Source organism: Alkaliphilus oremlandii OhILAs (assembly GCF_000018325.1).
Lineage (GTDB): Bacteria > Bacillota > Clostridia > Peptostreptococcales > Natronincolaceae > Alkaliphilus_B > Alkaliphilus_B oremlandii.
In genome coordinates, this window is record NC_009922.1 from 2,753,343 (window position 1) to 2,775,358 (window position 22,016).

Annotated in this window: 26 protein-coding genes; 1 reads left to right on the plus strand and 25 read right to left on the minus strand. The window is 39.4% G+C overall.

Annotated elements, in window-relative coordinates; genetic code table 11:
- Positions 1-10 precede the first annotated feature (10 nt).
- From CLOS_RS13470 to CLOS_RS13505, 8 genes are all read right to left on the minus strand, one after another.
- Positions 11-1,084 carry a flagellar hook-basal body complex protein gene (locus CLOS_RS13470; RefSeq protein WP_012160388.1) on the minus strand — a complete coding sequence of 358 codons (1,074 nt, stop codon included), beginning with the start codon at positions 1,082-1,084 and terminating at the stop codon, positions 11-13.
- An 81-nt stretch (positions 1,085-1,165) separates the two neighbouring features.
- Positions 1,166-2,188 carry a rod shape-determining protein gene (gene mreB / locus CLOS_RS13475; protein ID WP_012160389.1) on the minus strand — a complete coding sequence of 341 codons (1,023 nt, stop codon included), beginning with the start codon at positions 2,186-2,188 and terminating at the stop codon, positions 1,166-1,168.
- 342 nt (positions 2,189-2,530) lie between these two features.
- Positions 2,531-2,788 carry a sporulation transcriptional regulator SpoIIID gene (gene spoIIID, locus CLOS_RS13480; RefSeq protein ID WP_012160390.1) on the minus strand — a complete coding sequence of 86 codons (258 nt, stop codon included), beginning with the start codon at positions 2,786-2,788 and terminating at the stop codon, positions 2,531-2,533.
- A 148-nt stretch (positions 2,789-2,936) separates the two neighbouring features.
- A complete protein-coding gene (locus tag CLOS_RS15370; RefSeq protein ID WP_012160391.1) occupies positions 2,937-3,824 on the minus strand; it encodes a M23 family metallopeptidase in 888 nt (295 codons plus the stop codon).
- 117 nt (positions 3,825-3,941) lie between these two features.
- Positions 3,942-4,949, minus strand: coding sequence for a stage II sporulation protein D (spoIID, locus tag CLOS_RS13490; RefSeq protein WP_012160392.1), 1,008 nt, complete (start codon positions 4,947-4,949; stop codon positions 3,942-3,944).
- A 62-nt stretch (positions 4,950-5,011) separates the two neighbouring features.
- Positions 5,012-6,295, minus strand: a complete 1,284-nt coding sequence (murA, locus tag CLOS_RS13495) for a UDP-N-acetylglucosamine 1-carboxyvinyltransferase (protein WP_198006373.1) — start codon at positions 6,293-6,295, stop codon at positions 5,012-5,014.
- Between the two features lie 175 nt (positions 6,296-6,470).
- The gene (locus CLOS_RS13500) at positions 6,471-7,301 is read right to left on the minus strand and encodes a YwmB family TATA-box binding protein (protein ID WP_012160394.1); all 831 of its coding nucleotides are present in this window, start codon (positions 7,299-7,301) and stop codon (positions 6,471-6,473) included.
- A gap of 231 nt (positions 7,302-7,532) precedes the next feature.
- Positions 7,533-8,060 (minus strand): YueI family protein, encoded by a 528-nt coding sequence (locus CLOS_RS13505; RefSeq protein ID WP_012160395.1) that lies wholly within the window; start codon positions 8,058-8,060, stop codon positions 7,533-7,535.
- A gap of 216 nt (positions 8,061-8,276) precedes the next feature.
- Here CLOS_RS13505 and CLOS_RS13510 point away from each other — a divergent pair, with 216 nt between their 5' ends.
- A complete protein-coding gene (locus tag CLOS_RS13510; protein WP_041719393.1) occupies positions 8,277-8,699 on the plus strand; it encodes a NusG domain II-containing protein in 423 nt (140 codons plus the stop codon).
- A gap of 86 nt (positions 8,700-8,785) precedes the next feature.
- Here CLOS_RS13510 and CLOS_RS13515 read toward each other — a convergent pair whose 3' ends face one another.
- The 17 genes from CLOS_RS13515 to CLOS_RS13595 form a co-directional block, all read right to left on the minus strand.
- The gene (locus CLOS_RS13515) at positions 8,786-9,190 is read right to left on the minus strand and encodes a F0F1 ATP synthase subunit epsilon (protein ID WP_012160397.1); all 405 of its coding nucleotides are present in this window, start codon (positions 9,188-9,190) and stop codon (positions 8,786-8,788) included.
- Between the two features lie 8 nt (positions 9,191-9,198).
- On the minus strand, positions 9,199-10,593 hold the full coding sequence (gene atpD / locus CLOS_RS13520; protein ID WP_012160398.1) for a F0F1 ATP synthase subunit beta: 1,395 nt from the start codon (positions 10,591-10,593) through the stop codon (positions 9,199-9,201).
- A gap of 21 nt (positions 10,594-10,614) precedes the next feature.
- A complete protein-coding gene (atpG, locus tag CLOS_RS13525; RefSeq protein WP_012160399.1) occupies positions 10,615-11,484 on the minus strand; it encodes an ATP synthase F1 subunit gamma in 870 nt (289 codons plus the stop codon).
- 35 nt (positions 11,485-11,519) lie between these two features.
- Positions 11,520-13,037, minus strand: coding sequence for a F0F1 ATP synthase subunit alpha (gene atpA / locus CLOS_RS13530; RefSeq protein ID WP_012160400.1), 1,518 nt, complete (start codon positions 13,035-13,037; stop codon positions 11,520-11,522).
- Positions 13,038-13,054: 17 nt separating this feature from the next.
- Positions 13,055-13,597: a F0F1 ATP synthase subunit delta gene (locus tag CLOS_RS13535; protein ID WP_012160401.1), complete on the minus strand. Its 543-nt coding sequence runs from the start codon at positions 13,595-13,597 to the stop codon at positions 13,055-13,057.
- Positions 13,585-14,088: a F0F1 ATP synthase subunit B gene (gene atpF, locus CLOS_RS13540; protein WP_012160402.1), complete on the minus strand. Its 504-nt coding sequence runs from the start codon at positions 14,086-14,088 to the stop codon at positions 13,585-13,587. Before atpF ends, CLOS_RS13535 begins: the two co-directional genes overlap by 13 nt.
- Before the next feature lie 57 nt (positions 14,089-14,145).
- On the minus strand, positions 14,146-14,412 hold the full coding sequence (gene atpE, locus CLOS_RS13545; protein WP_012160403.1) for an ATP synthase F0 subunit C: 267 nt from the start codon (positions 14,410-14,412) through the stop codon (positions 14,146-14,148).
- A gap of 48 nt (positions 14,413-14,460) precedes the next feature.
- Positions 14,461-15,156 (minus strand): F0F1 ATP synthase subunit A, encoded by a 696-nt coding sequence (gene atpB, locus CLOS_RS13550; RefSeq protein WP_012160404.1) that lies wholly within the window; start codon positions 15,154-15,156, stop codon positions 14,461-14,463.
- A complete protein-coding gene (locus CLOS_RS13555; protein ID WP_012160405.1) occupies positions 15,157-15,564 on the minus strand; it encodes an ATP synthase subunit I in 408 nt (135 codons plus the stop codon).
- Positions 15,565-15,568: 4 nt separating this feature from the next.
- The gene (locus CLOS_RS13560) at positions 15,569-15,796 is read right to left on the minus strand and encodes an AtpZ/AtpI family protein (RefSeq protein WP_012160406.1); all 228 of its coding nucleotides are present in this window, start codon (positions 15,794-15,796) and stop codon (positions 15,569-15,571) included.
- Positions 15,797-15,935: 139 nt separating this feature from the next.
- A complete protein-coding gene (gene wecB, locus CLOS_RS13565; protein ID WP_012160407.1) occupies positions 15,936-17,060 on the minus strand; it encodes a non-hydrolyzing UDP-N-acetylglucosamine 2-epimerase in 1,125 nt (374 codons plus the stop codon).
- 249 nt (positions 17,061-17,309) lie between these two features.
- Positions 17,310-18,395: an MraY family glycosyltransferase gene (locus CLOS_RS13570; RefSeq protein ID WP_012160408.1), complete on the minus strand. Its 1,086-nt coding sequence runs from the start codon at positions 18,393-18,395 to the stop codon at positions 17,310-17,312.
- 90 nt (positions 18,396-18,485) lie between these two features.
- The gene (locus CLOS_RS13575; RefSeq protein ID WP_012160409.1) at positions 18,486-18,923 is read right to left on the minus strand and encodes a deoxycytidylate deaminase; all 438 of its coding nucleotides are present in this window, start codon (positions 18,921-18,923) and stop codon (positions 18,486-18,488) included.
- A 316-nt stretch (positions 18,924-19,239) separates the two neighbouring features.
- The gene (gene upp / locus CLOS_RS13580; protein ID WP_012160410.1) at positions 19,240-19,869 is read right to left on the minus strand and encodes a uracil phosphoribosyltransferase; all 630 of its coding nucleotides are present in this window, start codon (positions 19,867-19,869) and stop codon (positions 19,240-19,242) included.
- A gap of 43 nt (positions 19,870-19,912) precedes the next feature.
- Positions 19,913-20,362, minus strand: coding sequence for a ribose 5-phosphate isomerase B (gene rpiB, locus CLOS_RS13585; protein WP_012160411.1), 450 nt, complete (start codon positions 20,360-20,362; stop codon positions 19,913-19,915).
- A 79-nt stretch (positions 20,363-20,441) separates the two neighbouring features.
- Positions 20,442-20,939 carry a low molecular weight protein arginine phosphatase gene (locus CLOS_RS13590; RefSeq protein WP_041719397.1) on the minus strand — a complete coding sequence of 166 codons (498 nt, stop codon included), beginning with the start codon at positions 20,937-20,939 and terminating at the stop codon, positions 20,442-20,444.
- 13 nt (positions 20,940-20,952) lie between these two features.
- The gene (locus CLOS_RS13595) at positions 20,953-22,014 is read right to left on the minus strand and encodes an L-threonylcarbamoyladenylate synthase (protein WP_041719399.1); all 1,062 of its coding nucleotides are present in this window, start codon (positions 22,012-22,014) and stop codon (positions 20,953-20,955) included.
- Positions 22,015-22,016 lie beyond the last annotated feature (2 nt).

The window sequence follows — 22,016 nt, forward strand, 5'->3', positions numbered from 1 at the left end:
TTCTCCCCCTTTATAGTTTCCCTATATCGTTCACTGCCTTCTGCAGCATTTCGTCATAAGCCTTCACCATTTTACTGCTTGCTTCGTAGGACCTCATGGTGCTGATCATCTTTACCATTTCATCGATGGTACTAATGTTGGATCCCTCTAAGAATCCTTGAAGCACTTCACCAGTAAAGGGGGTCTCCTCTACCTCTAGCCCTTCTCTTACAATATAATAGGATTGTCCGAATTTATCTAAACTGTTCAGATTCGAAATATCCGTCATGCTGATTTGATTTACCAGCTGTCCAGCCACGATAACCTGTCCATTTTCCTTCACCTGAAACTCCTGATTGCCTACGTTGATTGGACCGTTTTGTCCCAATAGCAGATAGCCTTCCGCAGTAACTAAGTTTCCATTTGGTCCCAGTGAAAAGCTACCATTTCTAGTGTACATCGGTCCCTCCGGTGTCTGTACTCTAAAGAATCCAGTACCATCGATGGCAAAGTTTAGTGGGCTTCCAGTTTCCTCCAATGTTCCCTGTAAAAAGTTTACATGGGTTCTTTCAAATCGCTTTCCACCATTAATTGTTCCGATAACATCTTGCGCAGGTCTATGTATTAAGTCCATTGCTCCGCCACCTGCTGTAATTCTACCTCGTTGATCTATTTGAACATTGTTATTATCTACACGAATCCTTGTCCCTTGTCCACTTAGAACGAAGTTGCCTTCCGTCCAGTCAATTTCGCCTCCACTAGTACGGCCATAGGTTCTCAAATAACCGTCCTCATCTACTGTAAACTTCAGGTCTCTGCTATAGCTTTTTCCCATGGGGCCTTCTACTGTAAAGAATCCTCTTTCCGTAGATAAAATATAACCTTCTCCATCCCTATCGATATCTAGGTTCCCGTTCAGCTTAATGGTTTGATTCGGTATCTCACCATTGATTTTCTTTATTAAAACCTCTGGAAATGTTTCTGCCACTAAAACATCCTTTTTAAAGCCTGTCGTATTGACATTGGCCATATTATTGGATGTAATATCTAACATTCTTTGATTTGTTTGCATCGAAGATACCGCTGTATACAATCCTCTAAACATAGTTTCACCTCGTATTCTAGTCTCCTTATATATTATCGGACTTTCTAGGGATTTTCTATAGGTCTTTTGTTCCCTATTTCTCTATTTATAGGCATTTTTTGTGTTTTGACTTCTTTCTAGCATCTGCATAGAATCTAAAGCACTGCCCGTTCCCTTCGCAACACATGAAACAGCGTCCTCTGCAATATACACCGGGATACCCGTTCTTTTTTCAATCAGCTTATTGAAGCCCCATAAAAGAGCGCCCCCACCAGTCATGACAATCCCTTGGTTTGCAATATCCGATGCCAGCTCTGGCGGTGTCTTTTCTAATACACCATGTACCGCATCTGCAATTGCAGCTACGGACTCTTCTAAAGCCTCTACAATTTCTTCGCTACTTACTTTAATATTTACTGGCAATCCAGAAACAAGATTTCTTCCTTTTACATCCATAAATACTTCTTTCTCTCTAGGATATGCACCACCAATATTGATTTTGATATCTTCTGCGGTTCGCTCACCGATCATAATATTGTGACGTTTTCTCATATAGCGGGTAATCGCTTCATCAAATCTATCCCCTGCTACTTTAATGGATGTGCTTACAACAATCCCACCTAAGGATATCACAGCGATATCTGAAGTACCGCCCCCAATGTCGACGATCATATGTCCGTTTGGCTGAGCAATATCCAGCCCTGCACCGATTGCAGCTGCGATAGGCTCCTCTATTAAATACGTTGTTCTTGCACCTGCTTCATTGGTCGCATCGATTACAGCTCTCTTTTCAACCTCTGTAACACCGCTGGGCACACAAACGATGATCTTTGGTTTGAAAAATAGTTTTTTGCCCGTTGTTTTCTGCATGAAATATTTTAACATTCTTTCCGTCACATCATAGTCTGAAATAACACCATCCTTCAATGGTCTTATTGCAACGATATTCCCAGGTGTTCTACCTAGCATTCTACGAGCTTCTTCTCCCACTGCTAAAACCTGATTCGTATTTTTATCAATAGCAACTACAGAAGGCTCTTGCAGCACAATTCCTTTTCCTTTAACAAAAACTAATACACTGGCAGTACCTAAGTCTATACCAATATCTGCTCCAAAACCGAACATGATATGTCCCTCCATTTTCATATATTATTAAGATCTTTTCTATTTTGTTAAGTTCCCTGTCTATTATATTATTAAATTCTACATTATGCGATAAAAACTAAGTAAATCCGAACAACAAAAATTGTCAATCTTTTCAACTATACTTTATTCTTGATAAGTACAAAAATTCCTTCTTTTATATGTAATTTTTTATTATAAAATTTGGAGGGATTTATTGGATTTTGCCGCAGTCTCATTGGACAATTTTATTCTCTCTTCAATTGCATAAATTGGGTTATTTCGTAGTCTGGCAAATTGGGTTCGGTCATAAAAAAATTCAGATGGGTATAAAATCCATCTGAATCAACTCTTCTTTATTGACTTATATTTCATCTTCGTAGCTTTACCGCCTCTTATGTGTCTTTCTGCCTTATTAGCATCAAGTATATTTTTTACTTGATTCGCTATTAGAGGGTTTATCTTAGGAAGTCGCTCTGTAACATCTTTATGGACTGTACTTTTGCTTACCCCAAATACGCGAGCCGTTTGCCTGACAGTAGCACCCTCGTTAATAATATAATTAGCTATTTCCATAGCTCGCTTTTCTATGTAGTCCTTCACAGTATTAACCTCCCTCTATTATAGCTCTTAGTCTATAATATGAAGGGGGGCAGAGATTTAGAATTACTTATTTTGAACACTTTAAATTTTAATCTAGGCTGAAGTTTTTAAGGGCGACATAAAATTTGTATTCGTGGGCAAATAAATTTTATTTAGATAAGTACAGTTGTGGGTCTACAAATTTATCATCGATCAATACTTGAAAATGTAGGAGTGGACCTTCCAAAGCCTTGTTGGAAGCCGTTTTACCAACACCACTGATAGTCTGTCCTTTTTTAATTTGATCGCCTACTTTAACCATGACAGCGGTAGATAGGTTGCTATACCTTGTATACATATCATTGTCATGTTTCAGAGTGATGGTGATGCCATCAATCTTATCCGTAAGGACTTCTACCACTTCGCCATCCAAGGCAGCCTTTACAGGGGTTCCTTCTTTGGCTTTAATATCCATCCCCTTATGGGTACTCCATTGATCTAAGGTTTGATGGTAAACCAGGTGATCGTCTGCAAAAGGCAGCGTTATTTCTCCTGCCACCGGAAGCATCATGATTGTGGAAGTTGAAGCCTCTGCTACAGGACCTCTATCCTCTGTATCTTCCACGGCCGCAACATCTTTATTTTCTTTGACCTCTTCTACAGGCTCTTTCGCCTTGTTTTCTTTCGAATCTTTTTCTTTTGGCGTATGGATTTCCTCTGTAGCAGATGGTATTTGTTTTGTATCCGTCACATCCGGTTTTCCTTGACCAATTTTTCCAGTTTCCTGCACATCTTCATTGTCCTCTATCTTCCTTGTAGAGTCCTCTACCAACGTTACCTCTGGCTGTAAATCTTCCCCCAAGGGGTTTGTGGGACCCTCTCCAATGAAATATTGGTCCTTATTATTGACCCAAATGGCGGTAGAAGTGACAATTCCTACACATAGAATTAAAATAATATAAAATCCTTGTTTATCCATGATTTGATAGATGGACTTTTTTTCTCTTTTTTTATGATTTTTGTTATTGTCATCGTGATTATTGTTTTCTAATGACATAATCCCACCTCCTTTTTTTATTATTGCCACTTGAAAATCTTATATACAGGCTTCAACAAAAAAAGTTGGTGCTCGGTGCATTTCGTGCATTATTAATTAATTTTTTAATCGGTTCTATTAGCGATTCTTATGACTTTTTAATATATTGAGACTGACGCCCTGGTAATAGTGCTTTAGAATTTCATTAAAGGCCTTTCCTTCTTTTGCCATACCATTGGCTCCCCATTGGCTCATGCCCACCCTGTGACCATAGCCCTTTGTCGTAAAGCTTACATTATTTCCTTTCACATCCACAGTGAAATTTGCAGACCTTAAATCAAAGCTCTCTCTAATATCCCTACCAGAAAGCTCTTTGTTGCCTACCTTGACTCTCTTCACACTACCTCCATTGGTTCTTTCCAGTATATTGATCTCAGATGCCAGCTTCCTTTGGTTGATCTGAATATCTTTATGTCTGCTTTCCATTTTTGATACAAATTCCCGAGCAGAAATTGTCAAGGTATCAACGAGGACGGGAGAACCTTCCTCGTAAGGGCTGGACACACTTCTTAGATACGGTAGTGCACTGCTAAACACGTCTTCTGAGTTCTCTGTAATACCACCACTGGTAGAATGATATAAAGGCTCTATGGGCTTCATATTATAAGTCATAACAATCCCCTTTGTGGATGATACCGCTTCTTTTATTTTAGGTAAATATTGCTTCATCCACTTGTTTCCATGGCGTTCCTTCAGCTCTTCTGTAGATAACCATTCCTGACAATGCTGATGGTTTGTACAGAGAATTGCGCCGGGATGCTGAGGGTGACCTGCATCTTGGTTGACATCCTTTCTCCAAACAGCATAGGTTCTGGCAGCTACGGCTTGCGCCTTTAAAGCCTCCATTTCAAAAGCGGCAGGTGTCTCGGCAGCTACAACGCCAATCAGATATCGCTCCAATTCTAACTCCATAATTTTATTGGTTTTATGATTGTATACGGTTACAGTGAGATCGGATTCAACTACATTTTTTTCCACAGGCTTGTCTTTCATTGGAATAGAAATATCACAGCTCGTTACAATAATCATCGGCATCACCAATGTGACGACCAAGAAAAAAATAACACCAAAAAAAATACCCTTCATCTGCCACAGCCCCTTACAGTCTAGTATATGTAAGGTATATGTGGTGAATTCGGGTTTTAGAACTATATATTTTCCTGTACTTCTTCCTCTTCACTTTCTTCTCTATAAATATTGGCCCCTAAAGCTGCCAGTTTTTTTTCAATGTCCACATAACCTCTATCAACATGGTATGTGTTGGAAATTTCTGTGGTACCCTCTGCTACCAGTCCAGATAAAATCAATGCTGCTCCAGCTCTCAAATCCGTTGCCTTCACTGGTGCACCTAAAAGAGATTCTTTTCCTTCGATAATAGCACTACGGCCCTCTATTTTAATATCTGCGCCCATTCTTTTTAGTTCGCTAACATGCATAAATCGATTTTCAAAAACAGTTTCAATGGTGATACTGGTTCCATCAGCAATGCTCATTAATGCCATAAATTGGGACTGCATATCTGTTGGAAAACCAGGGTACGGCATGGTTTTAATATCTACTGCCCGCGGTCTATTTTTGCCGATGACCCGAATGCCATTTCCTTCCTCGATCACTTCAATATCAGCTTCCTTTAGCTTTGCTATGACAGGCTTTAAATGGCCGGGCACCACATTGTCTATTAAAACATTGCCTCCAGTAATAGCGGCTGCAATCATATAGGTTCCTGCCTCTACTCTATCTGGGATCACCGGATGTACAGCACCTCTCAACTGCTTTACGCCGTTGATTCGAATGGTGTCCGTACCTGCACCCTTTACATCTGCACCCATTTTATTTAAGAAGTTTGCCAGATCTGTAATTTCCGGTTCTTCTGCAGCATTTTCAATAATTGTTTGGCCTTCTGCCAGTACTGCTGCCATCATAATATTTTCTGTGGCACCTACACTGGGAAAATCTAAATATATTTGAGCGCCTACCAGCTTCTCCGCTGAAGCCTCTACAAAACCATACCCTAAGGTGATCTCTGCGCCCAGTGCCTTAAAGCCCTTTAAATGCAGATCAATTGGTCTCGTTCCAATGGCACATCCTCCTGGCATGGAGATCCTTGCTCTACCCATGCGCGCTAAAAGAGGTCCCATCACTAAAAATGATGCTCTCATTTTTCTAACAAGCTCATAAGGAGCTTCCACTTCATCTATTCCACTGGCGGTTACTTCCACCTTGTCTCTCTCTAAACGTTTTACGTCTGCACCCAAACTAGATAATACTTCACAAATCACATCTACATCTCTTAAAGCCGGTACTTCCTCTAAAATGCATTTTTCTGTAGATAGTAAAGTGGCAGCCAGTATTGGGAGAACTGCATTTTTAGCACCGCTTACACGAACGGTTCCTTCCAATGGTCCACTTTTTTTCACGATAATTTTAGACAATGATTCTTCCTCACTTTCCATGACTGTTCTATATAAAATTACGCAACCGAAGCTGCTTCATGGCGCACCTCGCTTTTAACATAGTGAAAAGCTTTGCGTGCTTTCAATTACTCTATGATGTACTCAGTTTTTGGCTACAATAGAAATTTCGAGTACCTAGAAAGTATATCTTTCCTTAATAAGTTGTAGTAATCAGAGGATTCGCTATCCAAATATAAGTTTTATCCTCATATTCGCTGTATCTCATAGCGAGTTGTACATTTACTTTATTGTCTCCATATTCGATATAAGAGCTAATGAGAGGGCTATATGCTGTAACGCTACTAAAAAGTTCATCCTTTAGAACCTCTATCTTCTTAGCTTGTAGAAAATTAAATATTCGATCCTGTCTTTGTTCTTCCTCTGCCTTCGTAAGTTTGCCGACCACAGCACCGGTCAAATTAATTGTGGTTTGCCACTGTGCTTTATAGTCTCCAAAGATTTCTTCTATTTTCTTACTAATATCCACTATTTCTTTATATCCTTTATTGTCTACGATGTCAACTAGAAAATGTGTTTCATACTCCCCCATAAAGTTGGTACTCAATAATTTTATTACTGTAACATTGCCACTTTCATTCGGTGCGAATAATATAATTTCTCGATATCCCTCTTCTTCTACCCTTTGCTCTAGAAGAGATTCTGCACTAAGATCCCGAGGATCTTCCATATGGGATATTTCGTCCATATTGAAGTATACGATCTCTCCCTGTATATTTAGGGTATCCATTATCTCAATTTTTCTTGCATCTAATTCTTCTATTGTAAGAAAAACATCTGGGATATAAATGGATTTATTGATATTGAATTCCTCCATCTTAAAATCTCCCACTTCCATTGTTTGTAGTAGAAGTTCTTCCATTTCAACGGAGTTTCTATTGATGTTTTTCATTGGCTGAGCATAAGTATTATATAAAGCACCTGCAAGTAAAATAAAAATAAGTCCAAATACAAAATATTTTCTCATGAATATCTTCCTCCTTCATTGATTGCGTTTGACCTACCATCAATTTATTGCTCCTTTCAGTCGCATAAATTGGGTTCGGTCATAAAAAATAGAGAAGGCTTTAATTTGTAGTATGATGTTAAAGGGGGACAAAAAACATCGATATTACAACTAAAACCTTCCCTCTATCTTAATTATTGACGCCATAAAGAGAGTCTATACATTTCTTTAGAGAAAATATTTAAATGAATTTTACTTTTTACAGGTGGCACATTGAACGCCTAATATTTTATCGAAAAATCCTATTTTTTTAAAGCCTTTACTATATTTAGGCCATCCAGTTTTTAGTTCTGTGTAACAAGCTTCACAAATTTCTTTTCCTTTGGCATGTTTAAATTTTTCTGGAAGCTCTACAATTTCCACCTCTACCTTTTCTCGGTCCACTGCTTCGTCACTGCCCACCACAATTCCCATAGCTTCTTCACTATCGGTGGATACGGTCTTAAATCTTTTACCAGCTTCCTTGGCAATCTTCATATATCTCGATGTAACCTCCATGGATACTTTTTGGTTTACGATGATGAACGCCGCCTGCTTGTCCTTTAGGCTTCGCACAACATAATCCTCTGCTTCCTCTTTATAAGTCTGCTCTAGGGTCAATCCAAGGATCACTCTTTCTCTAAATTCTCCCAGCCATTTCCGCTTCTCATCAGGCTTGATCTGAGGTACTCCTCCTAGGGCATATTCTACAGCCCGTTCTAGTTCGCTTCTATCTGTCATGCTATCTACTCCTTAAAAATACTGTATGCTCTCTATATTATACCCATTCGGTTTTATTTTACAAGATGAAATCCCAATCCTAAAAAACTAGAATCTAATGTTTCAAAGCCCAACCGTACTCCTATGGGGTTAAAATTTACTCTTTCTTATATAATAAAATTAGGCTATAATAAGCTATGTGACCAAAATATAATTACCCTCTTAGGAGGTGGGCAAATGTTTAAAATAATGACGCGAGCGGATAAAATATTGATTGCTTTCATCTTAATTGCTAGTATCGGTAGCATTTTTACCATACCAAAGCTACTGAACACTACAGATGCAGTAAAAGAAGTGGTGGTATTCATTGCAAACCAAGAAGTAGCACGTTTTGAATTAGTCCAAAGCTCAGAGTCTATATTCAAGGAAGTTCCTTTTACCATAGCGGGAAAAGAATACGCTGCAAAGTTTGAAATGAAAGATGGTAGAGTAATGCTCCATCGTCTACCTGAAGAAATTGTACCTTTAAGCATCCACAAAGAAATGGGATGGATCAGTGAATCCTATCAAATGATTGTAGCACTTCCAATTAAAATGTATGCAACCATAGAGAATAACACCAATGCAGTTGATACAGACTTCGATATCATTGTTCAATAAAAAATAAAAGTAGAAAAGCGGGGAGATGGTACTCTTATCCCGCAATAAAAAATGCGGCAAGGAGAATGGTCCCCTTACCGCATTTTTTATTTTCCATTTGCTACACTTAACCTGTTCAATGCTCTCTTTAAAGCAATTTCTGCCCTTAATCTATCGATTTCCCCTTGGCTGGCAGAAAGTCGTTTTTCTGCTCTTTCCTTGGCTTCCTCTGCCCTTTGTACATCGATTTCTTCCGGCCATTCTGCAGTGTCTGTTATAATCCTAGTATATTCAGATTCAACCTGCACAAATCCTTCCGAAATTGCTGCTTCTCTAAACTGACCATCTTTTTTGATTCTTACCTTTCCAATCTTCAAGGGTGCTACCATGAGCATATGATTACTCATAATACCCAGATCCCCTTCTGTAGATCGAACGATGGCCATTTCTACTTCATCGTCATAAAAGGTACGACTTGGAGTCACTATTTGTAGACGAAATGTAGATGCCATATGATCACCTACTTCCCTTTAGCTTTTTCTACGGCTTCATCAATACTTCCTACAAACAAGAATGCAGACTCTGGAATATCGTCGTGCTTTCCTTCTAATATTTCCTTAAAGCCTCTGATGGTTTCCTTCAATGGTACGTATTTACCAGCCATACCAGTGAACTGCTCTGCAACGCTAAATGGTTGAGAAAGGAAACGCTGAATTTTTCTTGCCCTAGAAACAGTTAATTTATCTTCATCGGATAATTCATCCATACCTAGAATCGCAATAATATCCTGTAATTCTTTATAACGTTGCAATACTTCCTGTACACCCCTTGCAACACTGTAGTGCTCATCCCCTACAATGGCTGGATCCAGTACCCTAGAGTTGGAGTCCAGTGGATCTACCGCTGGGTAGATTCCAAGCTCAACGATTTGACGTGAAAGTACGGTTGTCGCATCTAAGTGGGCAAATGTAGTCGCTGGTGCTGGGTCTGTTAAGTCGTCTGCTGGTACGTAAACTGCTTGTACCGACGTAATGGAACCCTTTCTAGTGGATGTGATACGCTCTTGAAGGGCACCCATCTCTGTCGCCAGTGTCGGTTGGTATCCAACGGCGCTCGGCATACGGCCAAGTAAAGCGGAAACCTCACTACCAGCTTGTGTAAATCTAAAGATATTATCAATAAATAAAAGCACGTCCTGACCTTCTTCATCCCTAAAATGCTCTGCCATTGTAAGTCCAGTTAAGCCGACACGCATTCTAGCTCCTGGCGGCTCGTTCATCTGTCCATATACCAGAGCAGTTTTATCGATAACGCCAGATTCGATCATCTCATTGTAAAGGTCATTTCCTTCTCTTGTTCGCTCCCCTACACCAGAAAATACGGAAAGTCCACCGTGTTCCTTGGCAATGTTGTTGATCAGTTCCATGATTAATACAGTTTTACCAACACCAGCACCGCCGAACAATCCTATTTTTCCACCCTTTAGGTACGGTGCAATCAGGTCAACGACCTTAATTCCTGTCTCTAAAATTTCTGTAGAAGTTGCTTGATCCTCAAAGCTTGGTGCCGGTCTATGAATCGGAGCCTTCGCTTCCGCTGCAACTGCACCCTTCTCATCAACTGGTTCTCCTATTACATTGAAAATTCTACCTAATGTCGCTCTACCTACAGGAACGGTAATTGGGCCACCTGTATCCTTTGCTTCCATTCCACGAACGAGTCCATCTGTAGACTTCATCGCAACGCAACGAACGGTATCATCCCCAATATGCTGGGATACCTCTACTACGATTTTGCCATCTGGACCTTCGATTTCAATAGCGTTTAGTAGATTTGGTAGATTTTCTCTGCTGAATCGTATATCTATAACCGGTCCAATGATTTGTACCAGTTTGCCTACATTTCCCTCAGCCATATAATCTGACCTCCTTATCTTTTAGCTTAATGCTTCGGCTCCCCCAACAATTTCTGTAATCTCTTGGGTAATTGATGCCTGTCTTGCACGGTTGTATTGTAATTGTAGTTTATCGATCATTTCTTCTGCGTTATCCGTAGCGTTTTCCATGGCTACCTTTGTAGCACTTTGATAGCTGGCTGAAGACTCAATCAATGCACCATAAATACTACTATCTATATATTTCGGTATTAAATAGCTCAAAACAACTTCTGGAGAAGGCTCGTAGCTCATCAATTCTCTAGAGCCTGATTTTTCTTGGTTCTCTATTTTTTCTGGCTCCAAAGGCAATAGCTTAATCACCTTTGGATTGTAGCTGATGGTGCTTAGAAACTCCGTATATACTAAGTATACTTCGTCCACTAAGCCTTGTTTATATAAATCCAGACTTAATCTTCCGATGCTTTGTGCATCTGAATACTGCGGATTCTCTGAAATATGATGAAATTCTCCAGATAAATTATACTTTCTCTTTTTAAAGAAGTCTCTTGCTTTTTGACCGATTGTTATTACAGATACTTGCTCTTTTTGGCTCATATGCTGCATTGCAGCTTTAATCACGTTGGCATTATAGCCCCCAGCCAAGCCCCTATCGGCAGAAATTACGATATAGCCTGTATTCTTAATGGTCTCTCTCGGTGTAATAAACGTATTGCTTACCCCTTTGCTATTGGATACGATATCACTAACAGCGTCTCTTACAGCATGAAAATAAGGTCTTGTCGTCTCTAAGCGCTCCCTTGCCTTTTTCATTTTAGAGGAAGCCACAAGCTCCATTGCCTTTGTAATTTGCTTGGTACTATTTACACTTTTAATACGACGCTTAATATCCCGCATTCCTAATCCAGCCAAAACTTTTCACCTCCTGGAAATAGCAGCTCTGTGCCTTATTCCCTTTCCGCTTTAAACTGCTTCTTAAAGCTTTCAATCGCTTCCTTTAATTTTGCTTCCGTCTCTTCACTGATACTTCCAGTAGCAACAATATCTTTTCCAACTTCAGGATGCTCATTGTCCATAAATCTTAGGAAGCCACTCTCAAAGTCTCTAATATCTTCAACAGCGATATCTGTTAAATATTTTTTAGTGGTGGCATAAATCATCATGATTTGCTTTTCAACTGGCATTGGATCGTATTGCGGCTGCTTTAATATTTCAAGGATTCTTTCACCTTGGGACAAACGCTCCTGTGTTTCTTTATCTAGGTCCGAACCGAATTGAGCAAAGGCCGCAAGCTCTCTATACTGGGCAAGCTCCAATCTCAATGTACCTGCTACCTTTTTCATCGCCTTAATCTGCGCATTCCCTCCAACCCTAGATACAGATATCCCTGGGTTTACCGCAGGTCTGATACCGGCATTGAAAAGCTCTGTCTCTAAGAATATCTGTCCATCTGTAATAGAAATTACGTTGGTTGGAATATATGCAGAAACGTCTCCAGCTTGTGTTTCGATGATTGGCAGTGCAGTTAATGATCCGCCACCTCTTTCGTCACTGAGCTTTGCAGCTCTTTCTAAAAGTCTGCTATGTAGATAGAATACGTCTCCTGGATAGGCTTCACGTCCCGGTGGTCTTCTAAGAAGTAAGGACATGGCACGGTATGCAACCGCATGCTTTGAAAGGTCATCATAGATGATCAAAACATGTTTTCCCTTTTCCATAAACTCTTCACCCATGGCACAGCCTGCATAAGGTGCTAAGTATTGCAGTGGTGCCAGCTCATCTGCTGTAGAAGAAACAATAATCGTATACTCCATTGCACCAGCTTTTTCCAAGCTATCTTTAATTTGAGCAACGGTTGATTTCTTTTGTCCGATGGCTACATAAATACAAATAACATCCGTATTCTTTTGGTTGATGATGGTATCGATAGCAAGGGCTGTTTTCCCTGTTTGACGGTCTCCGATAATAAGCTCCCGCTGTCCTCTACCGATTGGTATCATAGAGTCAATGGCCTTGATACCGGTTTGAAGTGGTTCGTGAACAGATTTTCTCGAAATAATTCCAGGTGCAACTCGTTCTACTTCACGGTATGCATCGGTATTGATCGGTCCTTTCCCATCGATTGGCTGTCCTAAGGCATTGACAACACGGCCAAGTAAAGCTTCCCCTACAGGGACTTCCACAATCCTTCCAGTACGCTTAACGATATCTCCTTCACGGATCGTCGCATCGGAACCTAAAAGAACGCAACCAACGTTATCCTCTTCAAGGTTTTGAGCCATTCCATACACTGCGTTAGGAAACTCTAAAAGCTCTCCTGCCATACATTTTTCAAGCCCGTGGATTCTGGCAATACCATCTCCAACTTGAATAACAGTACCGACGTCTTTAACCTCTAATTTATTTTCATATCTCTTTATTTGCTCTTTAATAATTGAGCTAATTTCCTCAGGTCTGAGATTCATTACGATCACCCCTGTTCCTATACTAATATTTTGGATAATTGCTCTTGCATCGTCGCAAGTCGATTTTTAATAGTTCCATCAATTACTTTATCACCAATTTTTACAAGAACGCCGCCAATAATTGTAGGGTCCACTTGATTTTGTAATTGAATATTTTTTCCTGAAGACTTAGAAAGATTTGCTTGCAGCATTAATAAATCTTGTTTTTCCATAGGAACGGCAGTAATTGCAACTGCATCTACCTTGTTTTGGACAGAATCCACAAGCAGGATATATTCGTTCACAATATCCTTTATATACGCTTCTCTTCCTTTATCTATAATAATGTACAGAAAGTTCAATACTTCCATGCACACTCGATCTCTAAAAATATTAGAAATGATATCTTTTTTTTCATCAGCAGTGATTAAAGGGCTTTTTAACAGTTCAAAAAAGCTCGGTTCATCTTCTATACAGGATCGGATAAACGCTAGCTCTTCTTGTACCTTATGGTGTTTCTGCTCCTCAAAAGCAAGTTCAAATAAGGCACTTGCATATCTTTTCGATACTAGTTCTGCCATTGTGTCTCCCCTGCCTTATCAATAAATTGCTGAATCATCTGCTGGTGTGCACTTTGATCTAAATCCTTTTCAATGACCTTTTGTGCGGCAGCGATTGCAAGCTGAGAGATTTCACCCTTTAACTCATTCATCATCTTCTGCTTTTCTCTTTCGATTTCAGCAGTTGCTTTTTCAATAGTTCTTCTTGCTTCTACACCGGCTGCACTGACGATTTCGTCGCCTCTTTTTTGAGCATTTCGAACAGCTTCATCTATAATTTGAGTTCTTTCCTTCTTGATTTCAGTTAGTTTACTTTCATATTGGGCTTTTAACTCATTAGACTCTTTATTTTTAAGCTCTGCTTCTGCAATGGATTCCTCTATCGCCTTGGTACGCTTGTCCATAAACTCTGTGACAGGCTGAAACAGAAAATGCTTTAGTATTAAAAACATGATTAAAGTATTTGCTAGCTGAAAAAAGAAAGTAGCATCGAACGATACTAGTCCAAGCATATATTTGCCTCCTTTCTATGGCTAAAAGGGGAGTATATCCCCTTTTACCTCTATTTCTTATAATAATCTGATCAGTGGGTTAGCAAATAATAAAATTAATGCAATAACTAGAGAGTAAATACCTGTTGTCTCTGCAACTGCTTGTCCAAGTAGCATCGTTCTTAAAATGTCTCCTTGTGCTTCTGGTTGTCTTCCTACAGCCTCTGCCCCTTTACCTGCAGCGATACCTTGACCAATCCCTGGTCCTAGACCAGCGATCATCGCTAAACCTGCACCGATTGCTGATGCTGCTAATATTAACTCTTTACCTGTAATTCCTTCCATAATAAAATGCCTCCTTCATAATAATTGTAGTTTATATTTTTTAATTTTTTAATCCATGGCATTGGAAATATATACCATAGAAAGCATAACGAAGATAAATGATTGCAATACTCCAGAAAACACATCGAAGTAAGCATGGAATACGAGCGGGATACCTGCTTGAAAAATCGGGATGGACTGCAACCCTATCATGCCACTCAAACTACCCAAGGCACTATATAGTAAGGACATAATTACCAGTCCTCCTACAACGTTTCCAAATAGACGGAAAGCAAGGGATATGGGTGTTGCTACGTCTCCTAACACATTAATGGGGAATAAAAAAGGGAGTGGCTCAAAATAACCCTTTATTTTACCTCCAATACCACTGGTTTTTACAGAGTTATAGTGGATTATGATAAATGTTAGGATCGATAATGCAAAGGTAGTATTTAAATCTGCTGTAGGAGGTCTAAGGCCTACCAGTCCTATTAGATTTCCAACCAACAGGAATAAAAATATAGTTCCCATATAAGGAGCAAAGCTTCTTCTTTTTTCTCCCATAGTCTGCATAGTGAATTTATTCATTGTATCCACCAACATTTCTACTACATTTTGCATCCCCTTAGGAATCTTCTCAAAATTACGAGTAATCAAAATTGAGGTAATGGCGAAAATAGCCATAATGATCCATGTTACAACCACTGTTTCTGAAATGATGATTCCTCCGACTTCAAAAATAATCTTTGGACCAAAACCTTCCATTTACTTTTCCTCCTTTCTTGTCATAGTATTCTTATATAATTTTGAATGATTAAAAACCTCTACCTTAAATATGGCAATCTTAAAGGAAATTAATCCAATGACTGTCCCTAGAATATTAATGTACTCCGCTTTTAAAGATACGACTAATACAATTGCTGTCAGCAAAAAACGAATCATATACCTTGAGCTGGTAAATACCTGAGCTCTACTGGGATTCATTTTTACTGCACTATTTAAGGTTATATATAGAAGTCTAAAATTTAATATTGAAATCAGTGTACCAAAAAACAAACCCGTTAAAAATGGTATCCAAGGCTCAAATATGAAATAACCTATGGCAGCGATTATAAGATTGAGTAGGAACACCCCTTTAATGAGTCTCCATTGAAATCTGAAAAAACCTTCCATCCCTTCACTTCCTTTTGTCCTGCCCAAATTCACTTTCTACCAGTTTAAATATACTGACAAAGGATGAAGCGATCCCTATGATTATAAAAATAAATAAAAATATAGGACCTGTCCCTAATTTTTCATCCATCCACTTTCCCACGTAGACCCCGAATATAATCGGTATGATCATGGAAATTCCGATCTGACTAACTAATGCTAGGTTTTTGAAAATATTTATGTTTTTTGACATAGCTTCTCCCGTTCACTTTATCAGCAAATATGTAATTCTTAACTTTTTATATTCTATAATTATAACACATTTTTAAATTTATATATAAAAATTTTTTGAATATTTCGTTACTATTTTATCAAAGACAATATCCTGTCCCTTATCTGCGACCAAAATATTTCAACAGCGCCTCCACAGTTTTTTCAGATGCAGTTCCATCGCCATAAGGGTTCACAGCATTTGCCATCCTATGGTATTCCGCTGAATCATTTAAAAGCAAATTCACTTCCTTTTTTATATCTTCTTTCTCCACGCCAATGATCTTCACCGTTCCAGCTTCCGATGCCTCAGGTCTTTCTGTTTCCGTCCGCATAACCAAAATCGGTTTTCCAAGGGATGGCGCCTCCTCCTGTATGCCACCAGAATCCGTCAATATTAAGTATGCCCGATTCAACAAATTAGAAAATGGCTCGTAGTCCAAAGAATCCATCAAATGAATATTGTCACAGTTCCCCATGATATCCTTTGCTAAAGAGCGTATATTCGGATTTGAATGCATTGGAAATAGAACCTCTACATTTTTATTTTCCTCTGCCAATTCTTTAACGGCACTAAAAATATCCGCCATAGGTTTTCCCCAATTTTCTCTTCTATGGCATGTCATTACGATGACCTTTTTGTTCTCATAATCGATGCTGTTTAAAAGTGGGTCTTCAAATACATAATCTTCCTTCACAACAGAAAGCAGAGCGTCGATTACCGTATTTCCTGTTATAAAGATGCTGTCCTTATCCACACCTTCACGGATTAAATTGTTATAATTTCCTTCCGTCGGTGCAAAATGAATATTGGCAAGGTTAGAGGTTAATTTTCTGTTCATTTCCTCTGGGTATGGCGAGTAAATATTACCGCTCCTTAAACCTGCTTCCACGTGCCCCACCTGGATTTTCTGGTAAAAAGCTGCTAGGGCTCCAACAAAAGTAGTCGAAGTATCGCCGTGAACTAAAACCATATCCGGTTTTTCCTTCATTAGAACCTCTTCTACACCTTTCAATATACGAACTGTAATATCGGATATAGTCTGCCCATGTTGCATGATATTTAAATCATAATTGGGTGTGATATGGAATAGGTCGATGACCATATCCAACATTTCTCGATGCTGTGCCGTTAAACAAACGATGGATTCTATTTCCTCGTATTCCTCTAACTTTTTCACTAAAGGCGCCATCTTAATAGCCTCTGGCCGCGTGCCAAAAATTGTCATTATCTTTAATTTTTTCATTATGTTCTTCCTTTCTCTTAAAATCTCTATATTCAATTGTTGTAAAAAACCTTGTATATTATTCCGCAGACTATAGTTAATTTCTACAAATATATTATTTTTCCTTTATTTTTTAGTAAAATACATATGAATTCATCCTTGGAGTTCTTTACCGATCCATAATTTTTAAGGATACAAAAAACCTCTTTCTACTGGAATCCTTAGTGAAAGAATTCTAATATCAAGAGGTTTTATCTTTTTTAAAAGCTTTTATATTTTCGCTTTTTCTTCTTCTTTTCTAAATAATCCCATTTTCAATGCGCCGAATAGGACCAAAAACAGTACCGTAGCAATTAATAGATAAGCAGATTGCTTCGACGGTGCATTGGATAATATAACTGCGCTACCACCCAGTGCCATGCTGATGCCATACAAAGCCACAACTGTTTGCTTTTGGCTCAATCCATGCTCCAATAATCTGTGGTGAAGATGTCCTTTGTCGGCTTCCATAATCGGCTTATTGTTTAATAGTCTTCTGATGATAGCAAAAGTCGTATCGAAGATTGGCACGCCTAATGCCAGAACCGGTATGGCGACTGCAAGGGTTGCAGCTTTCTTAATAACTCCTTCTACTGAGATGGTAGCCAATAAGAATCCAATGGCTAGGGCGCCGGTATCCCCCATAAAAATTTGTGCTGGGTTAAAGTTATAGGGTAGAAAGCCTGCGGTAGCACCTGCCAATATTAAAAGCAGAATAGCAACACTGTATTGTCCTGTATTGAATGCAACGGCTGCTAGGGATAGGGAAGCGATTGCAGATACACCTGCCGCCAATCCATCTAGCCCATCAATTAAATTCACTGTGTTGGTAATTCCTACAATCCAAAATACAGTTAAAGGGATTCTTAGTGCCTTTAGGAAGACATATCCACTTTCACTGTTATTGAAGATCGGTAGGTTGATAAAGTCTATGGTTACGCCACTTTTTACAACGATTACAGCTGCTAATATCTGTGCAGCCAATTTGTATTTTGCTGAAATTTGCTTAACATCATCCACGATGCCGATCATTACGATTACGGTAACACCAATCAAGATGCCTATAAACTCACTATTCAAGCTGATATTTGGACTGATCAATGCCATAACCAATGCAGTAATAACAAATGCACAGTAAATAGCAAGTCCACCCAATCTTGGGATCGGTTCCTTGTGCATTCTTCTATTATCCTTCGGTACATCAATGGCACCGATTTTATAAGCAACTTTTTTAGCATATGGTGTCAATAAATATGAAATTAACAATGCAATAGCAAAAGCAACGCACCCAATGATTAAAATATTTTGTTTATACATAATTTCACTCCTTAGTATTTGACCATGCTTCCAATCTTTTTAATTTTACACCATTCCAGCAAATCTATCAATCCTTTTGATTGCTCTTCCCTACACCTTTACAAGCTGAATCCCTGCTTCTTCAAGCATTTGTAGGGATAGCTCGTCTGGATAATCTCCTTTAAATACCACTTTGTTAATTCCTGCATTAATTACCATCTTCGCACAGATGATGCAGGGCTGATGGGTCACATATATTGTGGCATCCTCTAGCTTTACACCATGAAGGGATGCTTGTATAATCGCATTTTGCTCTGCGTGGAGTCCTCTGCATAGTTCATGGCGCTGTCCCGATGGGATTCCCAATCGATCTCTCAGACAACCGGTTTCCTCACAATGCTTCAACCCAGTAGGAGCTCCATTGTATCCACTGGCCAATACTCTTCTATCTTTAACAACGACTGCACCTACCTGTCTACGCAAACAAGTGGATCTCGTCTTTACTATTTCCGCCATTTCCATAAAATATTCATCCCAAGATGGACGCATGCCCTAACCCCCTTCTGTCAAGTTTATATAAACTACGCTTCATATCTTTATTTCTATATTTTAACATAAATATAGAAATATCATATACCATATCGATATTTGTAATACAATTTTAATACTTTGCAAACTTATTCAAAACAATCGATACAACTTCGCAGTCTCATTGCACAATTTTATTCTCCCTCAGGTCGATAAAACTGGCATTCGCTCTGTTGACCTACCCTCAATTTACCCCTTCCTTTGGTCGCATAAATTGGGTTCGGTCATAAAAAAAGCATAGAAGTTAATCCTCTATGCTTTTAGACTATTCTTTTTTTTATTTTGTTCCAAATAATCGATCGCCAGCATCTCCTAGACCAGGCACAATGTATGCATGATCATCTAAAGTTTCATCGATGGCTGCTACGTAAATATCCACATCAGGATGTGCCTCTTGAACAGCCGCAATCCCTTGAGGACATGAAACCAAGCATACCAGCTTAATGTTTGTCGCACCTCTATCTTTAATAAACTGGATTGCTGCATTTGCAGATCCACCCGTAGCTAGCATTGGATCTAGTACAATCAGCTCTCTCTCGTGAACATCTGTAGGAAGCTTCACATAGTACTCCACTGGCTCTAGTGTTTCTGGATCACGGTATAGTCCAACGTGTCCAACCTTCGCTGCTGGTATTAATTCTAAAATACCATCGACCATGCCAAGTCCCGCTCTTAAAATTGGAACGATTCCTAGCTTTCTACCAGTTAAAGTTTTAGCCTTCGTTGTACAAACTGGCGTTTCTATCTCGATTTCCTCTAAGGAAAGATCTCTTGTAACTTCGTATCCCATTAACATTGAAATTTCTCTTACCAACGCTCTGAAATCCTTGGAACCTGTATTTTTGTCTCTAATTAAAGTTAATTTGTGTTGTATTAATGGGTGATCTATCACAGTTACTTTACTCATATTTTATTCCTCCTCAGTAAAATCATTCCTATTTAATTTTTAGTTACAACGTGTACTTTTTCTCGATATCCGCAATTTTATCCACTCTGCCTTGGTGTCTTCCACCTTCAAATTCAGCCGAAAGCCATATATCTACAATCTCTAAAGCAAGACCTGGGCCTACAACCCGCTCTCCTAAAGCTAGGATATTGGCATCATTATGCTGACGAGTCGCCTTCGCCGAGAAACAATCTCCAACCAGCGCACATCGCACACCTGGAATCTTATTTGCCGCAATGGATATTCCGATTCCAGTTCCGCAAATCAATATTCCTCGTTGAAATTCTCCAGCTACTACAGCTTCACCAACTGCCTTTGCAAAGTCAGGGTAATCTACAGATGCTGTTGAATCCGTTCCGAAATCTTTTATGTCAAAGCCTTTTTCCTGTAGGTGTTTTCTTATCAGTTCCTTTAGTCCATAGCCTCCGTGGTCACTTCCTATTGCAATCTTCACATGAACACCTCCAATATAGATTTCAAATTCTTCATAAACCTTTATTATATTCTACGCCAATTCAAAAAATCCTTCTATTTTATTTTATTTTTTCAATTAATTTTTTTAAGCTTTCTTCTATTTCTGCTGCACTTTTCCGATAAACCTCGATGCTCTGTCCAAAAGGGTCACTGATATCCTCTGGATTGCCGTAGCCAAAGAAATCCATTTTGGAATCTCCCTCTGCCTCACATCGGGTATACTCCTTTAACGTGAACACTTTTTCATGTGCCTCAGGGCATAGATTTAGTACAGCCGCCTTATGGCTGGATGTCATCGTCAATATTAAATCTGCGTTTTCAATGAGATCCAAGGTCAAAGCTGTGGATCGATGTTCCTTCAAATCAATTCCTTTTTCCTTTAATACCGCTATGGCATATTGAGAAGCCCGATCCCCATTCCAAGCACTGGTTCCTGCCGATATTACTTTGATCTCACTTTGAATGTCCGATCTGTTTTTTAGCATCTCCTTAAAAAGCCCCTCTGCCATACTACTTCTACAAGTGTTGCCCGTACATACAAATAATATGGTTTTCATATGCCTTCCCCCTCTATTCTTCTGCATGAATGATTCTATACCCCGCCGCCTTCTTTAACCGATTCATGATGGCCTGTCCAATTTCAACAGCCTCTACTGCCTCCGATAGAATGATATCCACATCGGTTTCGTCGAATTCTCTTAGAACTTTGAAGATACAAGCCGCAATGGTTTCAGGAACTTGTCTACTCCCCATAGATTTAACCATGGCTTCTCCATAGAGATCCTTGGTTTCCTCCGTACAAATGATGCCGACACGCTTTCCTTTCGCTCTGTATTCCCTCTCCAGCACCTTTATCTTCATTACCATTTGTTCCACAGGACCTTCCACCACAATCACATCTGCCTTCGGTGCATAATGGGTATATTTCATTCCCGGTGATTTCGGTTTTTCTACGGATTTACTAGGATCTTCTATGGCAGCATCCACCGCCACCTGTCCTAGAACTGCCTCCAGCATTTCCTTCGTAACGCCTCCCGGTCTTAGGATCATGGGTATATCTCCTGTAATATCTAAAACCGTGGATTCTAGTCCCACATTACATTCCCCTCCAGAAATAATGGCATCCACCCTTCCCATCATATCCTCTATGACATGCTGCCCTTTCGTAGGGCTCGGTCTTCCAGACGTATTGGCACTGGGTGCCGCCACTGGCACCTGTGCCGCTTCTATGAGCGCCCCAGCGATGGGATGGCTGGGCATTCGAATGCCCACTGTCGAAAGCCCTGCCGTCACTTCATTTGGAATAATGTCACTCTTTTCAAATAAAAGAGTCAATGGTCCCGGCCAAAATTTCTCCATCAGAATACGGCCTATTTCTGGAATGTTTTTTACTAGGGGGATCACATCTTCCTTTTTTGCAATATGAACAATCAAAGGATTGTCCGACGGTCTTCCCTTGGCCTCAAATATTTTCTTGATAGCATTGGCATCCAAGGCATTGGCACCTAGTCCATATACTGTCTCTGTAGGAAATGCAACGACTCCCCCATTTCTTAGAATGCTTCCACATTCAACGATTAATCTTCTGTCTATTTTATTAGGCTCCATACCTATGACCATTGTATCTTTCATAC